This window comes from Kitasatospora sp. NEAU-CNBT7 (genome assembly GCF_057220535.1).
Window position 1 is genome coordinate 1 of the sequence record NZ_JBXQQB010000022.1, and the last position, 23,042, is coordinate 23,042.

General features: G+C 74.6%; 16 protein-coding genes. 11 read left to right on the forward strand and 5 right to left on the reverse strand.

Going from position 1 to position 23,042, the window contains the following annotated elements:
* The 7 genes from AC2TEW_RS25580 to AC2TEW_RS25610 form a co-directional block, all read left to right on the forward strand.
* On the forward strand, positions 1–538 hold a 538-nt coding region (locus AC2TEW_RS25580), incomplete at its 5' end, for an AMP-binding enzyme (protein WP_484625696.1).
* Positions 539–603: 65 nt separating this feature from the next.
* On the forward strand, positions 604–1,119 hold the full coding sequence (locus AC2TEW_RS25585) for an acyl-CoA thioesterase (RefSeq protein ID WP_484625697.1): 516 nt from the start codon (positions 604–606) through the stop codon (positions 1,117–1,119).
* 269 nt (positions 1,120–1,388) lie between these two features.
* The gene (locus tag AC2TEW_RS25590; RefSeq protein ID WP_484625698.1) at positions 1,389–3,857 is read left to right on the forward strand and encodes an oxidoreductase; all 2,469 of its coding nucleotides are present in this window, start codon (positions 1,389–1,391) and stop codon (positions 3,855–3,857) included.
* A 73-nt stretch (positions 3,858–3,930) separates the two neighbouring features.
* A complete protein-coding gene (locus AC2TEW_RS25595) occupies positions 3,931–4,968 on the forward strand; it encodes a carbon-nitrogen hydrolase family protein (protein ID WP_484625699.1) in 1,038 nt (345 codons plus the stop codon).
* Complete coding sequence (locus AC2TEW_RS25600; RefSeq protein ID WP_484625700.1) at positions 4,965–6,086, forward strand: cupin domain-containing protein; 1,122 nt, start codon at positions 4,965–4,967, stop codon at positions 6,084–6,086. Before AC2TEW_RS25595 ends, AC2TEW_RS25600 begins: the two co-directional genes overlap by 4 nt.
* A gap of 79 nt (positions 6,087–6,165) precedes the next feature.
* Positions 6,166–7,116 (forward strand): fumarylacetoacetate hydrolase family protein, encoded by a 951-nt coding sequence (locus AC2TEW_RS25605; protein ID WP_484625701.1) that lies wholly within the window; start codon positions 6,166–6,168, stop codon positions 7,114–7,116.
* 136 nt (positions 7,117–7,252) lie between these two features.
* Positions 7,253–8,098 carry a maleate cis-trans isomerase family protein gene (locus AC2TEW_RS25610; protein ID WP_484625702.1) on the forward strand — a complete coding sequence of 282 codons (846 nt, stop codon included), beginning with the start codon at positions 7,253–7,255 and terminating at the stop codon, positions 8,096–8,098.
* Between the two features lie 39 nt (positions 8,099–8,137).
* On the opposite strand, the gene AC2TEW_RS25615 is transcribed toward AC2TEW_RS25610, so the two are convergent.
* Positions 8,138–9,145 (reverse strand): LacI family DNA-binding transcriptional regulator, encoded by a 1,008-nt coding sequence (locus tag AC2TEW_RS25615; protein ID WP_484625703.1) that lies wholly within the window; start codon positions 9,143–9,145, stop codon positions 8,138–8,140.
* 251 nt (positions 9,146–9,396) lie between these two features.
* On the opposite strand from AC2TEW_RS25615, the gene AC2TEW_RS25620 reads away from it, so the two are divergent.
* From AC2TEW_RS25620 to AC2TEW_RS25635, 4 genes are all read left to right on the forward strand, one after another.
* Positions 9,397–10,644 (forward strand): MFS transporter, encoded by a 1,248-nt coding sequence (locus tag AC2TEW_RS25620; RefSeq protein ID WP_484625704.1) that lies wholly within the window; start codon positions 9,397–9,399, stop codon positions 10,642–10,644.
* 50 nt (positions 10,645–10,694) lie between these two features.
* Complete coding sequence (locus AC2TEW_RS25625; protein WP_484625705.1) at positions 10,695–13,199, forward strand: beta-glucosidase family protein; 2,505 nt, start codon at positions 10,695–10,697, stop codon at positions 13,197–13,199.
* A gap of 110 nt (positions 13,200–13,309) precedes the next feature.
* On the forward strand, positions 13,310–14,215 hold the full coding sequence (locus AC2TEW_RS25630; protein WP_484625706.1) for an arginase family protein: 906 nt from the start codon (positions 13,310–13,312) through the stop codon (positions 14,213–14,215).
* Between the two features lie 77 nt (positions 14,216–14,292).
* Positions 14,293–14,901, forward strand: coding sequence for a flavin reductase family protein (locus tag AC2TEW_RS25635; RefSeq protein WP_484625707.1), 609 nt, complete (start codon positions 14,293–14,295; stop codon positions 14,899–14,901).
* A gap of 7 nt (positions 14,902–14,908) precedes the next feature.
* Here AC2TEW_RS25635 and AC2TEW_RS25640 read toward each other — a convergent pair whose 3' ends face one another.
* From AC2TEW_RS25640 to AC2TEW_RS25655, 4 genes are all read right to left on the reverse strand, one after another.
* Complete coding sequence (locus tag AC2TEW_RS25640) at positions 14,909–16,366, reverse strand: ATP-binding protein (protein ID WP_484625708.1); 1,458 nt, start codon at positions 16,364–16,366, stop codon at positions 14,909–14,911.
* Between the two features lie 4 nt (positions 16,367–16,370).
* Complete coding sequence (locus tag AC2TEW_RS25645; protein ID WP_484625709.1) at positions 16,371–18,047, reverse strand: NAD(P)/FAD-dependent oxidoreductase; 1,677 nt, start codon at positions 18,045–18,047, stop codon at positions 16,371–16,373.
* Positions 18,048–18,156: 109 nt separating this feature from the next.
* Positions 18,157–20,376, reverse strand: a complete 2,220-nt coding sequence (locus AC2TEW_RS25650) for a SpoIIE family protein phosphatase (protein WP_484625710.1) — start codon at positions 20,374–20,376, stop codon at positions 18,157–18,159.
* 377 nt (positions 20,377–20,753) lie between these two features.
* The gene (locus AC2TEW_RS25655) at positions 20,754–22,973 is read right to left on the reverse strand and encodes an NADP-dependent isocitrate dehydrogenase (RefSeq protein ID WP_484625711.1); all 2,220 of its coding nucleotides are present in this window, start codon (positions 22,971–22,973) and stop codon (positions 20,754–20,756) included.
* Between the last annotated feature and the right edge of the window lie 69 nt (positions 22,974–23,042).

Genomic DNA, 23,042 nt, shown 5'->3' on the forward strand with positions numbered 1-23,042 from the left:
GGTCCCCGGCTACCGCGCCACCGTCCTGGACCAGGACGGCCACCCCGTCCCCGACGGACAACCCGGCCTGCTCGCCGTCAAGGGCCCGACCGGCTGCCGCTACCTCGCCGACGACCGCCAACTCGGCTACGTCCGTAACGGCTGGAACATCACCGGCGACACCTACATCCGCGACACCGACGGCTACTTCTGGTTCCAGGCCCGCCACGACGACATGATCGTCTCCGCCGGCTACAACATCGCCGGCCCCGAGGTCGAACACACCCTGATGAACCACCCCGACGTCGCCGACTGCGCCGTCGTCGCCGCACCCGACCCGAGCCGCGGCACCATCGCCAAGGCCTACGTCGTACTCCGCCCCGACGCCGCCGCCGGCCCGGCCACCGCCACCGCACTGCAGGACCACGTCAAACAGACCATCGCCCCCTACAAATACCCCCGCGCCATCGAGTTCGTCACCGAACTCCCCCGCAACTCCAGCGGCAAACTCCAGCGCGCCGAACTCCGCCGCCGCGCCCACGGCGCCACCGACCGATGACGTTCACCGGCGTCACACCGCCCACCCGGCGCGATCGCGTCGCCGCCGCCACGGAAGGCCCAGCCATGGACGATCTCCCATCCCCGTCACCCGCGCCCCTGCCGCCCGCACCCCCGTCGCCCGTGCAGGCGCAGCCCCCCGCCCCCGGCGCGGACCCGGCCGGGACGCTGCCGAGCGTGGTGATCGAGCGTCAGGTCGAGTGGTCGGACACCGACGCCGCCGGTCATCACCACTTCTCGGCGGTCCTGCGCTGGGCCGAGGCGGCGGAGGCCGCCCTGCTGCGCAGTCTCGGCCTCGGCGACCTGTTCGGCAGCATCCCGCGGGTCCACTTCGAGGCGGACTACCTGGCCCGGCTGTGGTTCGGCGACGTGGTCCGGGTCGAGCTGCGGGTGGACCGGGTGGGCACCAGCTCGCTGCACTACGCCTTCGACGTGCACGGCCCCGCGGGCCCCGCCGCGACCGGGCGGATGTCGGTGGTCCACTCCGCGGCCACCGCGAAGGGCGCCGCGCCGTTGAGCGCGGACGCCCGTCGGCGGCTGACCTCCTCCGGGCCGCAGCGACCGGAGACGTACGGCGGCTGAGCCGCACCGGCCCTTGACCGGCGTCCCGGCCGTCGACCGGCGTCCCGGCCCTTGACCGGCGTCCCGGCCCTTGACCGGCGTCCCGGCCCTTGACCGGCGTCCCGGCCCTTGACCGGCGTCCCGGCCCTTGACCGGCGTCCCGGCCCTTGACCGGCGTCCCGGCCGCCGCTGCGCGGCCGGGCGCCACGGGCGCGGAGCGCATATCGCGTTCTCTTGACGCTCGACAGAGGTACGCCATAGCGTGATGACACGAACACTGGAGGACCTTCATGCGCGTAGCAGTCATCGGGGGAGGGCCCGGCGGCCTGTACTTCGCCGCGCTGGCCAAGCAGCTCTCGCCGGACTGGGACATCACCGTCTGGGAGCGCAACGCCCGCGACGACGCGTCCGGGTTCGGTGTGGTGTTCTCGGACGAGACGCTGGACGGGATCGCCCAGGGCGACCCCGAGGTGTTCGCCGCCATCTCGGCGGAGTTCGCCCGGTGGAGCGACATCGACATTCACTTCGGCGGCGAGGTCCGTACCTCCGGCGGCCACGGGTTCGCCGCCCTGGACCGCAACCGGCTGCGCGAGGTCCTGCAGAAGCGCTGCGCCGGGCTCGGGGTCGACGTCCGCTACGGCACACCGGCGCCGCCGGCCGGGGAGCTCTCGGCCACCCACGACCTGGTGGTCGCCGCCGACGGCGTCCGCTCGGCCACCCGGGCCGCCTACCCGGACGGCTTCCGGCCGGAGCTGGACGAACGGCACTGCCGCTACATGTGGCTCTCCACCGACCGGGTCTTCGAGGCCTTCACCTTCATCGTGGAGCAGCGCGACTTCGGCGTCGTCCAGGTGCACGCCTACCCGTACTCCGACCGCCGCTCGACCTTCATCGTCGAACTGGAGGAGCAGGCCTGGCGGCGGGCCGGCTTCGAGGCCCTGGCCGGGCGGGAGTTCGGACGCGGCGAGAGCGACGAGGCGAGCGTGCGGCGGTGCGAGGAGATCCTGGCCGACCACCTGGACGGCCACCGGCTGATCCCCGACGCCTCCCGGTGGATCCGGTTCACCACCGTCCGCAACGCCTCCTGGCGGCACGGGAACGTCGTCCTGCTCGGTGACGCCGCGCACACCGCGCACTTCTCGATCGGGTCGGGCACCAAGCTCGCCATGGAGGACGCCCTCGCGCTCGCCGCGAGCCTGCACGAACACCCCACCGTGGAGCGGGCGCTGGCCGCGTACGAGACCGAGCGCAGGCCGGTGGTGGAGTCGACCCAGCGGGCCGCGCAGGCGAGCCTGGAGTGGTTCGAGACGATCGGCCGCTACGGTGGCCAGGGCCCCGACCAGTTCGCCTTCAACCTGCTCACCCGCAGCCGCCGGGTCACCTACGGCAACCTGCGGGCCCGGGATGCCGCCTTCGTGGACGCCGTGGACGGCGCACTCGACGCCGCCGTTGCCGGCGGAGCCCCGCCGGAGGGCGGCACGCCGGGCACACCCGCCGCCGGACCGGCCGTGCCGCCGATGTTCCGGCCGCTGCGGCTCGGCGGACTGACCCTGCGCAACCGCATCGTGGTGCCGCCCCTGGCGACGTACACCGCGGTCGACGGCGTGCCGGGGGCGTTCACCCAGGCCCAGCTGACCGCGCAGGCGCTCGGCGGCGCCGGGCTGGTGTTCGCCGGGATGACGGCCGTCGCCCCGGACGGCCGGGCCACCCCCGGCTGCCCCGGCCTGTGGAACGACGCGCAGGAGGCCGCCTGGCGGACGCTCCTCGGCGAGCTCCGCCGCAGCTCCGACACCCCGATCGGCATCCAGCTGACCCACGCCGGGCGCCGCGGCCCCACCGAGGTCCCCGGGCCTAACGGGGTGGGTCGGCCGCTCGGCACGGACGGCTGGCCCGCCATCGCCGCCTCGGCCCTCGCCTGGGACCGCGGCCACCCCGTACCGCGCGCCGCCACCCCCGCCGAACTCGCCACCGTCACGGCCGACTTCGCCGCCGCGGCAGCGCGCGCGGCCCGGGCCGGGTTCGACGCGCTGGAGCTGCAGTTCGGCCACGGCCAGTTGCTCTCCGGCTTCCTGTCGCCGCTCACCAACCACCGCACCGACCGCTACGGCGGCCCGCTCGCCAACCGGCTGCGCCTCCCGCTCGAGGTCCTGGCCGCCGTCCGCGCCGCCTGGCCGGCCGGCCGCCCGCTGATCGTCCGGATCTCGGCCGCCGACTGGGCCGAGGGCGGCACCACCGAGGACGACGCGGTCGTGATCTGCCGGGCGCTGGCCGACGGGGGAGCGGACGCCATCGACGTCTCCACCGGCGAGGTCGTCGCCCACCAGCGCCCCCCGTACGGCCGCAGCTACCAGACCCCGTTCGCCGACCTGATCCGCAACACCACCGGCATCCCGACCATCGCGGTCGGCGCCATCTCCGGCCACGACGACGCCAACTCCATCCTGCTGGCCGGCCGCGCCGACCTGGTCGCCGTCGGCCGGGCGCACCTCTACGACCCGCTGTGGACCCTGCACGCGGCAGCCGAGCAGGGTTACTCCGGTCCCGGCGCGCCCTGGCCCGCGCCCTGGCAGGCGGGCCGCCGCAAGCCCCCGGGCCCGCGCGCCGACCGGGTCCCGCCCCGGCTGCACCTGCTGCGCACCGAGGCACCCCCCGTCCACCGGCGCTGGCGGCCCGGACACCCGGCCCGCCCCCTCCCTGCCGTCGACCCCGGTAGCGCCGACCTCGGTGGTAGCGAGGCTCGCGCCACCGCCTCCCGTTGAACAGCACCAGCTACCGGCTACCAGTTATCAGCACCACCAGCAGCACCCCGCCACCGGCCACGGAGGAACCCGCATGACGGACCATCTGCCCCGTTTCACCGCCGCCGCCGTCCAGGCGTCCCCGGTCTACCTCGACGCCGCCGCCACCGTGGACAAGGCCGTCGCGCTCATCCACGAGGCCGCCGGGAACGGCGCCCGGCTGGTGGTCCTGCCCGAGGTGTTCGTCCCCGGCTACCCGTACTGGAACTGGACCATGAACCCGGTCCAGGGCTCACCCTGGTTCGAGAAGCTGTACCGCTCCTCGATCGACGTCCCCGGCCCGCACGTGGACACCCTGCGGGCCGCCGCCCGGCAGGCCGGGGTGGTCGTCGTTATCGGGGTCAACGAACGCGGCGCGCACAGCCTCGGGGTGCTCTACAACACCCTGCTCACCATCGGCCCGGACGGCGAATTGCTCGGCGTGCACCGCAAGCTGGTGCCGACCTGGGCCGAGAAGCTGACCTGGACCGGCGGTGACGGGAGCTCGCTGCAGGTCCACCGGACCGACATCGGGCCGCTCGGGGTGCTGGCCTGCGGCGAGAACACCAACACACTCGCCCGGTTCACCCTGCTCGCCCAGGGCGAACTGGTCCACGCCGCCGCCTACATCGCCCTGCCCGTCGGCCCCGAGGACTACGACATGGCGGAGGCCATCGCGGTCCGCACCGCCGCCCACAGCTTCGAGGGCAAGGTCTTCTCCGTGGTCGCCTGCTCCACCATCTCCCCGGAGATCGTCGACCAGGTGGCCGGCGACGACCCGGAGGTCCGCAAGCTGCTGGCCCGTCCGCGCAGCGCGCTGTCCGGGATCTTCGGGCCGGACGGCCGCCCGGTCACCGAGCCGCTGATCGACGACGAGGGCATCGTCTACGCCGAGATCGACCTCGCCCGCTGCATCCAGCCCAAGCAGATGCACGACATCGTCGGCCACTACAACCGCTTCGACATCTTCCGGCTCGAGGTCGACAACCGCCCGCGCACCCCGCTGACCTTCACCACCGCCCCGGCCGCCCCGGTCAGCTGGGCCGCCCCGGCCGACGGGCCCGTCCCCACCGCACCGAAGGAGGAGCAGTGACCACCCACGACGACAACCGGATCGGCCGCGCCCGGGTCACCGACAGCCCCGAACTGCTGGCCTACTACGACGAGTTGGCCAAGCTGGAGGCCGGTGCCCTGTGGACGGTCGCGAACGAGATCGAGCCCTGGTACCCGCAGCCCAGGTCGGTGCCGGTGCTCTGGCGCTACGACGAGCTGCGCCCGCTGGTCCACAAGGCGCTCCCGCTGGTCAAGGCCGACGACGCCGGGCGCCGGGTGGTGATGCTGGTCAACCCCGGCCGGCGGGACATCAGCGCCGCCGTCGGCCTGCTCTACACCGGCCTGCAGATCATGGGCCCGGGCGAGTCCATGACCGCCCACCGCCACCAGGCCGCCGCCCTGCGCTTCGTGCACGAGGGCACCGGCGCCTGGACGATCGTCGACGGCCAGAAGCTCAAGGTCGGCCCCGGGGACTTCGCCATCACCCCCAACGGCACCTGGCACGAGCACGGCAACGAGTCCGCCGACGCCCCCGTGGTCTGGCAGGACGGACTGGACATCCCGCTGGTCAACGCCCACGACGCCGGGTTCTACGAGGTCCACCCCGACCTGTACCAGACCCCCGGAAAGGTGATCAACTCCTCGGTGCTCAGCTACGGCGGCAACCTGCTCCCGTACGGCGCCGAGAAGTGGACCCGGCCCTACTCGCCGGTCCTCGGCTACCCGTGGGAGCCGACCTACCAGGCCCTGCTCGACCTGGCGAAGGCGAGCGAGGGCTCCCCGTACGACGGCGTCATCATGGAGTACGCCAACCCGCTGACCGGCGGCTCCGTGATGCCCACCATGGGCGCCCGGATGCAGCTGCTGCGCCCCGGGCAGGCCACCCTCGCGCACCGCCACACCGGCTCGGTGGTGTACACCGCCGCCAAGGGCCGGGGCGTGTCGGTGATCGCCGGGCAGCGGTTCGAGTGGAAGCAGGGCGACATCTTCTGCGTTCCCTCCTGGGCCTGGCACGAGCACGAGAACCTCGACCCGTCCGAGGACGCCTGCCTGTTCTCCTTCGACGACCTCCCGGTGATGCGCTCCCTGGGCTTCCTGCGCGAGGAGGCCTACCCCGAGAACGGCGGCCGCCAGCCCGTCCGCGCCGACGGCCGCTGACCCCCTCCGGCTCCACCCGCCCGGCCCCACCTGGCCGTCCCGCCCGGCAACTCCCGCCCGTCCCACCGCAAGGAGCGTCATGCGCCTGGTCACGTACACCCCGAACGACCCGAACGACCCGAACGACCCGAACGGCGGACCCGCCCGCCTCGGCGCCCAGCTGGGCACCCGCGTGGCCGACCTCGCCGCCTTGGCCCGCGCCGCCGGGACCGACCTGCCCGGCGACCTGCTCTCGCTGATCCGGGCCGGCTCCGCCGCCCTCGCCGCCGCCCGCACCCTGGCCGACGGCGTCCTGAGCGACGGCGCCGGCCCGGCACGCCTTCCCACCGGCGCCGTCCACGACCTCGCCGACGTCACCCTGCTCGCCCCGCTGCGCCCCGGGAAGATCATCGGGGTCGGCCTCAACTACGTCGAGCACGTCGAGGAGTCCAGCCGCAGCCTCGACACCGACCGCGAACTGCCCGACCGGCCGGTGCTGTTCTCCAAGCCCGCCACCGCCGTCACCGGCCCCGGGCAGCCCGTCCTGCACAACGCCGGCCTGACCAAGCAGCTCGACTGGGAGTGCGAACTCGCCGTCGTCATCGGCCGGACCGCCACCCGGGTGTCCGAGGAGGACGCCTGGGACCACGTCTTCGGCTACAGCATCGTCAACGACATCAGCGCCCGCGACCAGCGCCGCTCCGGCCAGTGGTTCTTCTCCAAGGGCCAGGACTCCTACGCCCCGTTCGGCCCCTGCGTGGTCACCGCCGACGAGATCGCCGACCCGCACGACCTCGACCTGCACCTGAGCGTCAACGGCGAGACCAAACAGGACTCCAACACCCGGCACATGCTGTTCCGGATCCCGCGCCTGATCGCCGACATCTCCTCCGGCGTCACCCTCGAACCCGGCGACGTGATCGCCACCGGGTCGCCCTCCGGCGTCGGCGCGGGCATGGTCCCGCCGCAGTTCCTCCAGCCCGGCGACCTGATCGAGGCCACCATCCAGCACATCGGCACCCTCACCAACCCGGTGGTCGACGCCCGCTGAACCCCCGTGGGGCCGGACGCCACCCGCCGCCGCACCCCGGCCCCGCGGCACCGGACTCCGCACGCCCAAGCCACCCGCACGCCCCGGCCACCCGCCCGCACCAGACCCCGCCCGCACCAGACCGAGGGAGCGCCCCATGCCGGCACGCACCTACCGGATCGGCCAGATCGTCCCGAGCTCGAACGTCACCATGGAGACCGAGGTCCCCGCCATCCTGCGGGCCCGCGAGCGGGTCGCCCCCGAGCGCTTCACCTTCCACTCCAGCCGGATGCGGATGACCCACGTCACCCCCGAGCAGCTCAGGGCGATGGACGCCGACTCCGACCGCTGCGCCGTCGAGCTCTCCGACGCGCAGGTGGACGTCCTCGGCTACGCCTGCCTGGTCGCCATCATGAGCATGGGCCGCGGCTACCACCGCGTCTCCCAACGGCGCCTGCACACCCGAACCGCCGAGAACGGCGCCCCGGCCCCGGTGGTCACCAGCGCCGGCGCCCTGGTCAACGGCCTGCACACGATGGGCGCCCGCCGGATCGTGCTGATCGCGCCCTACCTGCGTCCGCTGACCCGCACGGTCGTCGACTACCTGACCCACGAGGGCATCACCGTCCTCGACCACGAGGCGCTGGAGATCCCCGGCAACCTCGACGTCGCCGCGCACGACCCGGCCGCGCTGCCCGCCATCGCCAAGCGCCTCGACCACGCGCAGGCCGACGCGGTGGTGCTCTCCGCCTGCGTCCAGATGCCGTCCCTGTCCGCCATCGAGGAGGCCGAACAGCAGCTCGGCAAGCCGGTCGTCTCGGCCGCCGTCTGCACCGTCCACCAGATGCTCCGCTCGCTCGGCCTGCCCGCGCTCGCCCCCGGCGCCGGCCACCTGCTCTCCGGCGCGTACGCCGAGGCGCCACTGCCCGCCGACCCCCAGCCGGTGGACCCCGCGGACCCCGCGGACCCGCAGCCGACCGGCTCGGAGCCGGCCCTCGGCTGACCCACCCCCGATCCGTCCCCGGTCCGGCGGCGCCGCGCCTCAGGAGGACTGCCGGACCACGACCTCGAACCGGACCCGCGGCAGTTCGGGCGCCGCAACCCCGCGCACCAGCCGGTCGACCGTCTCGGCCAGCAGGTCGGCGCTCGGCATCAGGTGGCCGATCGAGGTCAGCTGCGGGCGCACCACCCGGGCGAGCACCAGGTCGTCGGCGCCGACCAGGGCGATGTCCCGCGGCACGGCGACGCCGTGGTCGCCGAGCGCCGCGCCCAGCAGGGCGGCGTACTCGTCGTTGTAGCCGAACACGCCGTCCAGCTCGAGGGCCCGGCAGAGCTGGGCCACGGCGGCCGCGGCGTCCTCGGTGTAGCGCAGCGGCAGCTGGGTGACCGTCACGCCGTGCTCCTCGGCGATCCGCTGCGCCCCCGCCAGGCGCGGCGCGGCGAACGCCGACAGCCCCCGCTCTGCCGGCATCACCACGCCGAGCCGGGACCTGCCGCGGTCCACCAGGTGCCCGACGGCCGCGGCGCCGATCTCGGCGTGGTCGCCGATGAGGGTGAACACCCCCTCGACCGGGGTGGCCGCACTCGCCACGACCGCCCGCACCCCCGCCCGGACCAGCACCTGCGCGGCCTCCGCGGTCAGCCGGTCGTCGCCGACCGAGACCACCGCGGCGGGCCGCAGACGGGCCCAGGACTGCGCCGCCTCGACCGGTCCGGGGGTGCGGTCGGTGTGCAGCACCACGGTGTACCCGAGGCGGCCGAGCGCGGTCTCGACCTCGTCCAGCCAGTCGCTGAACAGCCGGCCGATCGCGGACACCGACACCGGGATGACCACCAGGTCGCTGCGTCCGGCCCGCAGGGAGCGCGCGGCGGCGTGCGGGACGTACCCGAGTTCCTGGGCGACGGCCAGCACCTTGGCCCGGGTGGTCTCGCTGACCCGGGCCCCCGGCGTGTCGTTGAGCACGAAGGACACCGTGGCCCGGGACACCCCCGCGGCCCGTGCGACATCGGCACTGGTGATCTGCGGGGGGACGTTCTGATCGGTCGACATAACGATTGCATCATTCCAGGTCGACCGGGTCTGGCGCCGCACCGGGGGAGTGGCCACAATGGTTACACGTGTTACCGACTCGAGCGGTGAGCGCGACCCCGGCACGGCCGCGCCCCACCCGGCGCCGCCCGCGACACGGCCGGCGTACGGACCACCCCACCCCCGCGCCCGCAGCCGTCCCGCTACCGCAGCCGTCCCCCCACCCCCGCCCCGCCGCGCCCCACGCGCGGCCCGCTCCACCGGAGCCGCCCATGAACGTGACGACCGCCGACGCGGACCGCAGACGCACCCCCGCCCCCGCGTCCCCGGCCGGAACAGGCCGCCTGCTCGGCCTGCTGGCCTTCGCCAACACCGCGATGTTCGCCCTGTACATGGGCGTCGGATCGGTCCTCCTCCCGACCCAGATCGCCCAGATCGACCCCGCCCACAAGGTCGCCGCCCTCGGGATGATCGGCGGCGTCAGCGCGGTCTTCGCGACCCTCTTCAACCCGGTCGCCGGCGCCCTGTCGGACCGCACCGGCCGGCGCGGCCCCTGGATCCTCGGCGGCGGCCTCGCCGCGCTGGCCATGGTGGCGCTGCTCGGCGGCGCCACCACCGTGCTGACGGCCACCATCGCCTGGTGCCTGGGCCAGGCCGCGATGAACGTCTACCAGTCCGCGGTCACCGCCGTCGTGCCGGACCGGATCCCGCCCGCCCGGCGCGGCACCGCCTCCGCCGTCGTCGGCCTCGGACTGCCCGTCGGCGGCACCCTGGGCGTCCTGATCGCCTCGCAGACCGTCTCCGGCCTGCGCACCGGCTACCTGGTGCTCGGGGCCGTGGTGGCGGTGGCCGCCGTGCTGCTCACCGCGCTGGGCCGGGAACCGCGACGGGAACCCGCCCCGCCCGTCCCGTTCGGCCGGCAGCTCAGGGCGTTCCTGTCGGCGCTCGCCACCCACGACTTCCGGTGGGCGTTCATCGGGCGCGCCCTGCTGGTCCTCGGCTACTTCTGCGTGGTCGGCTACCAGCTGTACATCCTCACCGACCACATCGAGCTGCCCGCCGGCCTCGAACCGGCCGCCGCCATCGCCATCCTCACCCCGGTCTCGATGGCCGCGATGGCCGCGTCCACCGTCCTGGGCGGCGTGCTCTCCGACCGCTGGAACCGGCGCAAGCTCTTCGTCGGCGTGTCCGCCGCCCTGGCCGGCCTGGTGATGATCGTCCCCGTGGTGAGCCCCACCTGGACCGGCATGCTCGTCTTCAGCGCCGTCAACGGCCTGGCGTTCGGGTGCTTCATGGCGGTGGACACCGCGGTCGTCACCCTGGTCCTGCCCCGCGCCGAGGACGCCGCCCGGGACATGGGCGTGCTCAACATCGCCAGCGCCGGCCCGCAGATCATCGCCCCCTTCGTCGCCTCCGCCGTGATCGCCGGCCTCGGCGGCTACACCGGGCTCTTCCTGGTCGGCGGCGCGCTCTCGCTGCTGGGCGCCCTGGCGATCGTCCCCATCCGCTCCGTCCGCTGACCCCGCCCGACCACCCGACCGTCCGCCCCTCTCCCGACCCACGAGGACCCATGAACACCGAGCACCCCGACACCCCCAGCACCACCGACGCCGAGCGCGAGGCCGCCGTCGACAAGGCCCTGTCCCGACTGTCCCTGCCCGCCAAGGTCGCGCTGCTCGCCGGGGCCGACATGTGGTCGCTGCCCTCGGACGAGTCCATCGGGCTCGGCCGGCTGGTGATGTCCGACGGGCCGGCCGGCGTCCGCGGCGAGCACTGGAGCGCCGACGACCCCTCCGTCGCCCTCCCCTCGCCGACCGCCCTCGCCGCCACCTGGGACACCGAACTCGTCCGCGAGGCAGGCCGGTTGCTCGCCCAGGAGGCCCGCCGCAAGGGCGCCCACGTGGTCCTCGCCCCGACCGTCAACCTGCACCGCACCCCGCGCGGCGGCCGCCACTTCGAGTGCTACTCCGAGGACCCGCTGCTCACCGGCGACCTCGGCGCCGCCCTGGTCGCCGGCGTCCAGGACGGCGGCGTCGCCACCACCCCCAAGCACTTCGTCGCCAACGACTCCGAGACCGACCGCTACACCGTCGACGTCCACCTCGACGAACGCACCCTGCGCGAGCTCTACCTCGCCCCGTTCGAGGCCATCGTCCGCAAGGCCACGCCCTGGGGCCTGATGGCTGCCTACAACCGGGCCAACGGCACCGGCATGAGCGAGCACACCAGGCTCAACCACGAGGTGCTGCGCGAGGAGTGGGGCTTCGACGGCGCCCTGGTCTCCGACTGGACCGGCGCCCGCGACACCGTACGCTGCGCCCTCGGCGGACTCGACATCGCCATGCCGGGACCGGCGACCGTCTACGGCGAGCACCTGGTCGCCGCCGTCCGCGACGGGCGGGTGCCGGAGCGCACGGTCGACGACCTGGCCCGCCGGGTCCTGCGGCTGGCCGCCCGGGTCGGACTGCTGGCAGGCGCGCCCGCGGCCGTCCCCGCCGAGCTGCTGCCGCCCGCGATCGACGGCGAGGCGCTCGCCCACCGGATCGCCGCCCGCTCCTTCGTCCTGCTCCGCAACGAGGGCGGCCTCCTCCCGCTCGCCGAACAGTCCGGCCGGGTCGCCGTGATCGGCGCGGCGGCCGCCCGGCCGCGCATCGGCGGCGGCGGCAGCGCCGAGGTCTTCCCGACCCGGACCGTCACCCCGCTGGACGGGCTGCGCGCCGCGGGCCTCGAGGTCGCCTACGCGACGGGCGCCGACGCGCTGTCCAACCCGGCGCCGGTCGCCGTCCCGATGACCGCCGCCCTGCTGGACGCGGCGGGCGCGGAACTGGCCGCCACACTCGTCCCCGACGGGTTCGTCCGGTGGATCGGCGAGCTGCCCGGCCGGGTCGCCTTCGCCGACCTGGCACAGGTCCGGCTGGCCGGCACGCTGGTGCCGCAGGGCAGCGGCACCCACCGGTTCACCGTCCGGGGCGCCGGCCGGTTCCGGCTGGAGGTCGACGGCCGGGTGCTGTTCGACGACGTGCTGGTGCCCGAGGGGGACGACCCCGCAGCCGCGTTCCTGGCGCCGCCGCAGCGGCTGTTCACCGTCGAACTGACGGCGGGCCGGGCCGTGGACCTGGTCCTCGACCACACCCTGCCGCAGGCCGCGGGGGTGGCCGGCTTCGGACTGGTCTCCTTCACCCTCGGCCACGCCGCGCCCGCCCTCACCGCGGACGAGCTGATCGAGGAGGCGGTGGCGGCCGCCCGCGCGGCGCAGGTCGCCGTGGTCGTGGTGGGCACCACCGAGGAGGTCGAGACCGAGGGTATCGACCGCACCGACCTGGCCCTGCCCGGCCGCCAGGACGAACTGGTCCACCGGGTCGCCGCGGCCAACCCGAACACCGTCGTGGTGGTCAACGCCGGTTCCCCGGTACTGATGCCGTGGCGGGAGCAGGTCGCGGCCGTCCTGCTCACCTGGTTCCCCGGCCAGGAGGGGGGCGCCGCGCTGGCGGACGTCCTGCTGGGCCGCACCGAGCCCGGCGGCCGCCTCCCCACCACCTGGCCGGCCGGCGCCGCCGACGCACCCGTGCTGCGGGTCGAGCCGCAGGACGGCGTCCTGCCGTACGAGGAAGGCCTGTTCATCGGCTACCGGGCCTGGCAGCGGGCCGCCACCGCGCCCGCCTACTGGTTCGGACACGGCCTCGGCTACACCGACTGGGAGTACGAGGGCATGGAGGTCCGGCACCTCGAGGCCACCGACGACGACGGCGACCCCTACCGCCCGGTGGCCGAGGCCACCGTCTGGGTACGCAACACCGGCGGGCGCACCGGCCGGGAGACCGTCCAGGTCTACCTCGCCCACGACGGCGTCGACCGCTCCCGGCCCGACCGTCACCTGGCCGGGTTCGCCTCCGTACAGGCCGCGCCGGGCGAGCGGGTGGCGGCCCGGATCCGCATCCCGCAGCGGGCGTTCGAGACCTGGGACACCCCGGCCGGCCGCTGGCGGGTACGGGCGGGCGTGTACGCGGTCGAGGCCGGGCGCAGCGTCGCCGACCGCCGCCTGTCGGTGGCGCTCGACCTCCCGCCCCGCGGCTGAGCACACCGGGGCACCCCGCCGCGGGGCGCCCCGCCACCGCTGCTCCCCGGGCGCCCACGCCCCGGGGAGCAGCGATGGCGGCCGCCGAGCCGCCCGGGGATGATGGGAGGGTGTCCAGGGATCTCGTGGTGGTGGGCGCCCCGACCAGTGCGGGCAGTTACGCACCGGGCCAGGAGGCGGCGCCTCGGGTGCTGCGCGAGCTGGGGCTGATCGACCGGCTGCGGGCGGCGGGCCGCCGGGTGCACGACCTCGGCGACGGGCCGCTGCAGGTGTGGGCACCGGACCTCCGGCAGCCGCGGGCACAGAACCTCGCGGCGGTGGTGGAGGCCGTCCAGGTGGTGGCGGCCCAGGTGACCGGCGCGCTGGACCGGGGTGCGGACGTCCTGGTCGTCGGGGGGAACTGCACCGTGGTGCTGGGTGTGATGGGCGCGCTGACGGCGCACCGCCCCGATGCCGGACTGCTGTACGTGGACCGGCACTTCGACCTGAACACGCCGTCGACCACCCGTGACGGTGCGATGGACTGGATGGTGCTGGCGCACGCCTTCGACCTGCCGGGGGCGGCACCGGAGCTGGCGGCCGCGGTGGACCGCCGTCCGCTGCTCGTCCCGGACCAGGTGTTCCTGCTGGGTTCCGAGCCGGCCGTGGCGACCGGGTGGGAGCGGGAGCAGGCCGAGCGGCTGGGCCTGCGGTGGCGTTCGGGGACGGACCTGGCGGCGGCGCCGGAGGCCGAGGCGGCCCGGGCGCTCGAGGCGCTGCCGGCCGGCCCGCTGGCGGTCCATCTCGACGTCGACGTGCTGGACTTCACGCAGGCGCCGCTGGCGGAGAGCACGGACGGGCGCAACAACGGGCCGTCGCTCGCCGAGGTGACCGCGGCGCTCGCGGCGGCCTGCCGCGACCCGCGCTTCCGGGTGCTGTCGGTGGGCGAGGTGAACCCCCAGCGGGCCGCCGGGAGCCCCGAGGTGCTGAACCGATTCGTCGCCGCGCTCGGCGAGGTCCTGCGGCCCGCCGACTGACCCCGGGGGCGCGCGGGCACCCGGCGCACGCCCCACGCGGGGCCCGGTACCGGCCGCGACCAGCGATAATGGACGCCATGCGCGTCGACTTCGATCCCCGGACCACAGGCCGTGACGACTTCTACCGGCTGCTGACCGCCGTCGTGGTGCCCCGGCCGATCGCCTGGGTCTCCACCGTCTCCGCCACCGGGACGGAGAACCTGGCCCCGCACTCGTTCTTCACCATCGCCAGCGTGCGGCCCCCGATGGTCCAGTTCACCTCCGTCGGCCGCAAGGACACCCTGCGCAACGTCGAGGCGACCGGTGAGTTCACCGTCTGCCTCGCCCCCGAGCCGCTGTTCGAGCAGGTGAACGCGACCGGCACCGACTTCCCGCCGGAGCACGGCGAGTTCGAGGCCGTCGGCATCGAGCGCGAGCCCTCGCTGCTGGTGAAGCCGCCGCGGGTGGCGCAGTCGCCGGTGGCGCTGGAGTGCCGGCTGCACAGCACGGTCGGGCTGGGCGACTCCACGGTGGTGATCGGCGAGGTGGTGCACGCGGCGATCGACCCGGAGGTGCTGGTGAACGGGCACCCGGAGATCACCCGGATGCGGCCGCTGGCCCGGCTCGGCCGCAACGAGTGGGCCACCACCGGCGAGCTGCGCGAGATCGCCCGGATCCCGTACACGCAGTGGGCACAGCAGGACTGACCACCGGTCAGCCGCTCTCCGCCGGGGTCTCCTCGCGCGCGGTGACCGGCAGCAGCACCCGGAAGCGGGTGTCGCCCGGCACCGACTCCACCCGCAGGTCGCCGTGGTGCCGGTTGACCACGATGCGCCACGAGATGTCGAGGCCGAGGCCGGTGCCCTCGCCCACCGGCTTGGTGGTGAAGAAGGGTTCGAAGATCCGGCTGCGGATCTCGTCGGGCACGCCGGGACCGGTGTCGCCGAACTCGACCAGCACGTGCTCGTGGTCGAGGGCGGTGCGGACGGTGAGCCGGCCGGTGCCCGCCATCGCGGACAGCGCGTTGTCGATCAGGTTCGTCCACACCTGGTTGAGCTCGCCCGGGTAGGCGGGCACCCGGGGGAGGGCCGGGTCGTAATCGCGGACCACGTCCACGCCCGCCGGGATCTTGCCGGAGAGCATCATCAGGGTGCTGTCGAGCAGTTCGTGGACGTCGACCACCCGGAACGGCGCCCGGTCGAGCTGCGAGTACTGCTTGGCCGCGCCCACCAGGTCCGAGATCCTGGTGGTGGAGTCCTCGACCTCGTTCATCAGCAGCTCGGTCTCGACCGTGTAGTGCAGCCAGCGCAGCGCGCCCTCCAGGCTCTCCGCGCCGACCGTGGACTCCACCCGCCGCAGCCACTCGAGGTCCAGCCCGGCCTGGACGAAGGCCGGTCCGAGCTGCCAGCCGTCGGTGATGCCCTTCTCCTCCAGCCAGTCCTCCAGTTCGTCCTCGCGGTCCGAGGCCTCCAGCGGGCCGAGCGAGACGGCCTTGGCGGCCGCCACCTGATCGACCGCGGCCTCCTGAAGGGTGATCAGGGACTCCAGGCTCTCCCGCGGGTACGGGTGCGGGCCGCCGGCGATCATGCCGAGCTTGTGCCGCATCCCGGCGACGCGTTCGCGCAGCGCGGCGGTGGCCCGCAGCGCCGCGGCGGCCGGGTTGTTCAGCTCATGGGTCAGCCCGGCGGACAGCGAGCCCAGCGCGAGCAGCCGCTCCCGCTGCTCGATCGCCTCCTTGGCCACCTGCGAACCCAGGAACAGCCCCTCCAGCAGGTGCACCGCCATCGGGAACCACGCCCGCATCAGGTCCGCGAAGGTGTCCGCCGCCAGGACGAAGAACCGCGACGGCTCCACCGCCCGCAGCGAGCTGGTGTACTGCTGCGGCACCCGGTCGCCGAGGTACGCCTGGAACGCCCCGGCGTACACGCCCCGCTGCGAGGTCCGGTTCACCTCGACGTCGTCGGCGCCGACCCGGCGGGAGAGCACGATGGTGCCGTCCAGCAGCACGTAGAAGCAGGTCGCCGGGGAGCCCTCGGCGTACACCTGGCCGGGCGGGTACTGCTCCACCCGGCCCTCGCGGCACAGCCAGGACAGCTGCTCGGGGCTCAGGTGCTCGAACAGGAACAGGGTGCGCAGCTCCTCCGGGCTGCACAGGACCACCGGTGCGCTCATGCCGTCACAGCCTCTCCAGGTAGCGGTGCACCAGCATCACCGCCATCGCTCCCTCGCCGACCGCCGAGGCGACCCGCTTGGCCGACTCGGAGCGGGCGTCGCCCGCCACGAACACCCCGGGCACGCTGGTCTCCAGGTGGTACGGGAGGCGCTCCAGCGGCCAGCCCTTCGGCGGTTCGCCGCCCGTCGCCAGGTCCGGCCCGGCGATCACGAAGCCGCGGGCGTCGCGTTCCACCACGCCCTCGAGCCAGTCCGTCAGCGGGGCCGCGCCGATGAACACGAACAGCCACTGGGCGTCGACCTGCTCGGTGGCGCCGGTGGCGGTGTCCCGGATGGTGAGCTGCTCCAGGTGGCCGTCCCCGTGGGCCTCGGCCACCTCGGTGCCGGTGCGGACGGTCACCGACGGCAGCTCCTTGATCTGCTGGACGAGGTAGTGCGACATCGACCGGGTCAGCGAGTCGGCCCGCACCAGGATCGTCACCGAGCGGGCGGTCCTGGCCAGGTGGACGGCGGCCTGGCCGGCCGAGTTCGCCCCGCCGACGACGTACACGTCCTTGCCCGCGCAGCCGGCCGTCTCGGTCAGCGCCGCGCCGTAGTAGACGCCCCGCCCGGTCAGGTCGGCCACACCCGGCGCGGCCAGCTGCCGGTAGGTGACACCGGTCGCCAGCAGCACGGTGTGCGCGGCGATGGCGGAGCCGTCCGCGAAGCGCACGGTCCGGGACGGGCCGTTGACCTCCAGGCCGACCACCTCGCGGGCGGTCAGCATCTCTGCGCCGAACCGGGCCGCCTGGCGGCGCGCCCGGTCGGTCAGCTGCGCGCCGGAGACCCCGTCGGGGAAGCCCAGGTAGTTCTCGATCCGCGAGCTCTGACCGGCCTGGCCGCCGGTCGCGGTGCGCTCCACCAGGACCGTCCGCAGGCCCTCGGAGGCGCCGTAGACGGCCGCGCCCAGGCCCGCGGGCCCGCCGCCGACCACGATCAGGTCGTAGAACTCCGCGGACGGGGCCGTCGCCAGGCCGACCCGGCCGGCCAGCTCGGGGGCGGCCGGCTCGACCAACACCTCGCCGTCCGGGGTGATCACCAGCGGCAGCCGCAGCCCGTCCTCGCCGGCGGCCGCCAGCAGCCGCTGCCCCTCGGGCTCGTCCGAGGGGAACCAGCGGTAGGGCACCTGGTTGCGCGCCAGGAACTCGCGGACCTCCCAGGAGTGCGCCGACCAGCGGTGGCCGACCACCTTGGTCTCCGGCATCGGGCGGTGGTCGGAGGCCAGCCAGCTGTCCAGCAGGTCGTCGACGACCGGGTAGAGCTTCTCCTCCGGCGGGTCCCACGGCTTGAGCAGGTAGTGGTCGAGGTCGACCAGGTTGATCGCGTCGATCGCGGCGCCGGTGTCGGCGTAGGCGGTCAGCAGGACCCGGCGGGCGCCCGGGAAGACGTCCATCGCCCGCTCCAGGAACTCGATGCCGTTCATCTGCGGCATCCGGTAGTCGGCGACGATCACCGCGACGGCGTCGCCGCGCAGCTTCATCTCGTTCAGCGCCTCCAGGGCGGAGCCGGCGGTCTCGGCCCGGACCACCCGGTGCGAGCCACCGTAGCGGCGCCGCAGGTCGCGGGCGACGGCCCGGGACACCCCGGGGTCGTCGTCGACGGTGAGGATCACCGTGCGCGGCGCGTCGCCGGTCTCTGTCATCGCTCTCCCTCGCGGGCCGCGGGGCCGCCCGCCCGGGCCGGGTACGGGTGCCGCCTTCCCACCGATTCTCTGCCCGGACCGGCGGGTGCCGCCTCCCGGGCCGGGCCGCTCAGCGCCGCGGGTCGGCGGCCGGGGCGGCCCTGAGCAGCAGCGTGGCGATGTCGTCGTCGTGCCGGCCGTCGGCGCGGGCCCGGGCCAGCAGGCCGTCCGTGGTGCGGGCCGGTGAACTGCCGGGCGGGACCCGGTCGAGCTGCTCGCAGATCCCGGCGATGCCGTCGTCGAGCTCCACGCCGCGGTCCTCCACCAGCCCGTCGGTGTACAGGAACAGCAGCGTCCCGGCCGGGAACGGGATCTCGGCGACCGGGTAGCGGGCCTGCGGGTCGATGCCCAGCGGCGGCCCCGGCACCAAATCCAGCACGCGAGCGGGCCGCCCGGGCGGGCGCAGCACCGGCGGGGGGTGGCCGGCGGCGGCCAGGTGGGCGCGGTGCGCGGCCAGGTCGAGGTGGACGTAGAGGCAGGTGCTGAACATGCCCGGGTCGAGGTCGCAGAGCAGCCGGTTGGCGCGGGCCAGCACCTGGTCGGGCGGTGCGCCGGAGGCGGCGTGCACGGCGGTGCGGACCTGGCCCATCAGGGCGGCGGCGGGTGCGTTGTGGCCCTGGACGTCGCCGATCACGGCGGCGGCGCCGGTCGGGCCGAGCCGGATGACGTCGTAGAAGTCGCCGCCGATGTCCATCCCCTCGGTGGCGGGTGCGTAGCGGGCGGCGACGTCGAGTCCCGGGATGCCGGGCAGGGCGTGCGGCAGCAGGGCCTGCTGGAGTTCGTGGGCGAGTCCGTGCTTGGTGTCGTACAGCCGGGCGCGTTCCAGGGCCTGGGCGAGCAGCCCGGCCAGTGAGGTGAGCACGGTGCGCTCGTCGGCGGCGAACCGGTGCGGTTCGTCGTACGCCAGCAGGCAGCAGCCGACCGGGCGGCCCGAGGTGATCAGCGGCAGCACCGCCCAGGCCTTCTTCCCGGTCACCTGCGGCACGTCGGGGTACACCTCGACCAGCTCCTCGCGGGAGCCGAAGAACCCGGGCACCCCGGAGGTCAGGGCGTCCACGGTGGGGGTCAGGTGGGCGCGCAGCGGGATGCTGTTGAACCGCTCGATCGACTCCGGGGAGTAGCCCCGGTAGCCGCTGACGTGCAGCCGGCCGTGGTCGTTGGTGAGCAGCGCGACGCCCTGGGCGTCGAACGCGGGCAGAATCTGCTCGGCCACCAGGTCGATCACGTCGTTGACGCTGACCGCCTCGGTGAGGGCCGCGGCCAGGTGCATGATCTGGTACAGCTGGCCCGCCCGGGAGACCGGCGCCGCCTGCGGCCGGGTGGCGGGCGGCCCGTCCGCCGGTCCGGGCCCGGCCGGGGTGATCCGGATGCTGATGCCGTCCTCGCCCGGGTACAGCCGGAACGACAGCCAGTGGTCGGGCGGGCGCAGCGCGGTGAACGCGGAGGGCTGGCGGCTGATCAGCGCGGAGCGGTAGCGGTCCTCGTAGGCGGGGTCGTCCAGCCAGGGCAAACTCTGCCAGGGCAGGCCGCCGAGCAGGTCCCCGGCCTCGGCGCCGAGCAGCTCGCAGGCGCCGGCCGTCAGGTAGGTGATCCGTCCGTTCAGGTCCAGGCTGCAGCTACCGCCGGGCAGGCGTTCGGCGAACGCGGCCGCAGCGTCGGCGGGCAGGCTCTCCACCGGCTGCTGGACGGGCAGCACCCGGGGCCGGGCCGGTGCGCTGAACGGCTGCCCGGCGGCGTCGGCCCCGGCCAGCAGCCGGGCCAGGCGGCCGCACTCGGCGCCGATCAGATCCCGTTCCAGCGGGCTGGCCTGAGCGGAGTGGGAGGCGGGCCACAGCAGCAGCAGGGCGCCCCAGCAGCGCTGCGGGGTCTTGATCGGGGCGGCCGCCAGCGCGAAGTGGTACGGCAGCGCCACGGCGGTGCGCGGGTACTGCCGGGCGAACTCCTGCTGGCTGCCGGACCACACCAGCCGCCGTTCGCGCACGGCGTCGGAGACCGGCAGCGGCGAGGCCAGCGCCGCCCTGATCCACGGGGCGATGAACTCGGCGGGCAGGCCCCGCAGCACCGCCAGGTGCAGCACCGGCTCGTCGGCGGGCAGCAGGTACACCGCGCCGGTCGAGGCGCCGCACCGGCGGACGGTCTCGGTGAGCGCCGCGTCCAGCAGCGCGTCCCGGCCGCCCGCCTCAGCGCCGCCCGGCACCGCGGGCCCCGGTCCGGCGGCGGGACGGGCCCCCGGCCGGCGGCGGTACGGGCGCGCCGTGCGGGCGCGCGGCGCGGCGGTCGGTCCGGACATCACCCATACGCAGGACGCTACGCCCGTCCCCGGGCGGCAGCACACCGGGACGGCGGGCCGCGGCGGGCGAGGGTACGGCGAGCGTACGGCGGGGCCCGTCCGGCGGATCCGGCCGGACCTGGCGGACGGCGCCGCGCGTGCGGTGCGGGCGTGCGGTGCGGGCGTGCGCGCGGGTCGGCCACGTCCGGACGCCCTGTGTCCGCTCGGGGGGCGCCGTCCGGCCGAAGGCCCGGGGACGGCGGTCCGTCGTCGCCCGCCCCGCCGGACCCGCTCGCCCCGCCGGACCCGCCGAACAGGCGAGGGCCCCGCGGGCCGCCGCGCGCCGCCCGTCGCCGGGTGGTGTGCGGGGTCCGCGGGGCCCGTGGCCGCGAGGCAGGTCAGCCGAGGGTCGCGATGGCCTCGTTGAAAGTCTGCGACGGGCGCATCACGGCGGCGGCCAGCTCGGCCACCGGCTGGAAGTAGCCGCCGATGTCGGCCGGCGAGCCCTGGACCGCGATCAGCTCGGCGACGATGGTCTGCTCCTGCTCGGCGAGCGTCTTGGCGAGCGCCGCGAAGGCCTCCGCGAGCTGGGCGTCGTCGGTCTGCTGCGCCAGCTCCTGGGCCCAGTACAGGGCCAGGTAGAAGTGGCTGCCGCGGTTGTCGATGCCGCCGAGGCGGCGGCTCGGCGACTTGTCCTCGTTGAGGAAGGTGCCGGTGGCCCGGTCGAGGGTGTCGGCCAGGACCTGGGCGCGCTCGTTGCCGGTGGTCTGGGCGAGGTGCTCGAAGCTGACCGCCAGCGCGAGGAACTCGCCGAGGCTGTCCCAGCGCAGGTAGTTCTCCTTGACCAGCTGCTGGACGTGCTTCGGGGCGGAGCCGCCGGCGCCGGTCTCGAACAGGCCGCCGCCGTTCATCAGCGGGACCACCGACAGCATCTTGGCGCTGGTGCCCAGCTCCAGGATCGGGAACAGGTCGGTGAGGTAGTCGCGCAGCACGTTGCCGGTGACCGAGATGGTGTCCTCGCCGCGGCGGATCCGCTCCAGCGAGAACGCGGTGGCCTCGACCGGGGAGAGGATCTCGATCTGCAGGCCCTCGGTGTCGTGCTCCGGCAGGTACGCCTTGACCTTCTCGATCAGCACGGCGTCGTGCGCGCGGGTCGCGTCCAGCCAGAACACCGCCGGGGAGCCGGTGGCGCGGGCGCGGGAGACGGCCAGCTTGACCCAGTCCTGGATCGGCAGGTCCTTGGTCTGGCACATCCGGAAGATGTCGCCGACGGCGACCGGCTGCTCCAGCACCGCGGTGCCCGCGGCGTCGACCACCCGCACGGTACCGGCGGTGGCGATCTCGAAGGTCTTGTCGTGGCTGCCGTACTCCTCCGCCTTCTGCGCCATCAGGCCGACGTTGGGCACCGAGCCCATGGTCGACGGGTCGAAGGCGCCGTGCGCGCGGCAGTCGTCGATGACGGCCTGGTACACGCCGGAGTAGCTGCTGTCCGGCAGGACGGCCAGGGTGTCGGCCTCCTTGCCGTCCGGGCCCCACATGTGGCCGGAGGTGCGGATCATGGCCGGCATGGAGGCGTCGACGATGACGTCGCTGGGGACGTGCAGGTTGGTGATGCCCTTGTCCGAGTCGACCATCGCGAGGGCCGGGCCCTCGGCGAGCTCGGCGTCGAAGGAGGCCTTGATCGCCGCTCCCTCGGGCAGCGCGTCCAGGCCCTTGAGCACGGTGCCCAGGCCGTCGTTGGGGCTCAGACCGGCGGCGGCCAGGGTCTCGCCGTAGGCCGCGAAGGTCTTCGGGAAGAAGGCGCGCACGACGTGGCCGAACACGATCGGGTCGGAGACCTTCATCATGGTGGCCTTGAGGTGCACCGAGAACAGCACGCCCTCGGCCTTGGCCCGGACGACCTGGGCGGCGAGGAACTCGCGCAGCGCGGCGACCCGCATCACGGAGGCGTCGACGACCTCGCCGGCCAGCACCGGGACCTTCTCGCGCAGCACGGTGGTGGTGCCGTCCTCGGCGACCAGCTCGATCCGCAGCGCACCGGCCTCGGCGACCACCGCAGAGCGCTCGGTGGAGCGGAAGTCGTCGGCGCCCATGGTTGCGACGTTGGTCTTGGAGTCGCCGGTCCAGGCGCCCATGCGGTGCGGGTGGGCCTTGGCGTAGTTCTTGACCGACAGCGGGGCGCGGCGGTCGGAGTTGCCCTCGCGCAGCACCGGGTTGACGGCGCTGCCCTTGACCTTGTCGTAGCGGGCGCGGGTCTCGCGCTCCTCGTCGGTCTTCGGGTCGTCCGGGTAGTCCGGCAGCGCGTAGCCCTGCTGCTGCAGCTCGGCGACCGCGGCCTTGAGCTGCGGGATCGAGGCCGAGATGTTCGGCAGCTTGATGATGTTGGCCCCGGGGGTCTTCGCGAGCTCGCCGAGCTCGGCGAGGGCGTCGGCGATGCGCTGGCCCTCCTCCAGACGCTCCGGGAAGCTGGCGATGATGCGCCCGGCCAGGGAGATGTCGCGCGTCTCCACCGTGACGCCAGCCGTCGAGGCGTACGCCTGCACCACGGGCAGGAACGAATACGTCGCCAGGGCCGGGGCCTCGTCGGTGTGCGTATAGATGATGGTCGAGTCAGTCACCGGTACTCCGCTTCACGTCTACAACGTCTTGATGTCAAGATATCTCGTGACGGGCCCTCCCCGACACCA

Bases quoted from the DNA above. Each gene is read 5' to 3' on its own strand.
- AC2TEW_RS25585 (WP_484625697.1), top strand. From the start codon at position 604: ATGGACGATCTCCCATCCCCGTCACCCGCGCCCCTGCCGCCCGCACCC.
- AC2TEW_RS25590 (WP_484625698.1), top strand. From the start codon at position 1,389: ATGCGCGTAGCAGTCATCGGGGGAGGGCCCGGCGGCCTGTACTTCGCC.
- AC2TEW_RS25595 (WP_484625699.1), top strand. From the start codon at position 3,931: ATGACGGACCATCTGCCCCGTTTCACCGCCGCCGCCGTCCAGGCGTCC.
- AC2TEW_RS25605 (WP_484625701.1), top strand. From the start codon at position 6,166: ATGCGCCTGGTCACGTACACCCCGAACGACCCGAACGACCCGAACGAC.
- AC2TEW_RS25610 (WP_484625702.1), top strand. From the start codon at position 7,253: ATGCCGGCACGCACCTACCGGATCGGCCAGATCGTCCCGAGCTCGAAC.
- AC2TEW_RS25615 (WP_484625703.1), bottom strand. From the start codon at position 9,145: ATGTCGACCGATCAGAACGTCCCCCCGCAGATCACCAGTGCCGATGTC.
- AC2TEW_RS25620 (WP_484625704.1), top strand. From the start codon at position 9,397: ATGAACGTGACGACCGCCGACGCGGACCGCAGACGCACCCCCGCCCCC.
- AC2TEW_RS25625 (WP_484625705.1), top strand. From the start codon at position 10,695: ATGAACACCGAGCACCCCGACACCCCCAGCACCACCGACGCCGAGCGC.
- AC2TEW_RS25635 (WP_484625707.1), top strand. From the start codon at position 14,293: ATGCGCGTCGACTTCGATCCCCGGACCACAGGCCGTGACGACTTCTAC.
- AC2TEW_RS25640 (WP_484625708.1), bottom strand. From the start codon at position 16,366: ATGAGCGCACCGGTGGTCCTGTGCAGCCCGGAGGAGCTGCGCACCCTG.
- AC2TEW_RS25645 (WP_484625709.1), bottom strand. From the start codon at position 18,047: ATGACAGAGACCGGCGACGCGCCGCGCACGGTGATCCTCACCGTCGAC.
- AC2TEW_RS25650 (WP_484625710.1), bottom strand. From the start codon at position 20,376: ATGTCCGGACCGACCGCCGCGCCGCGCGCCCGCACGGCGCGCCCGTAC.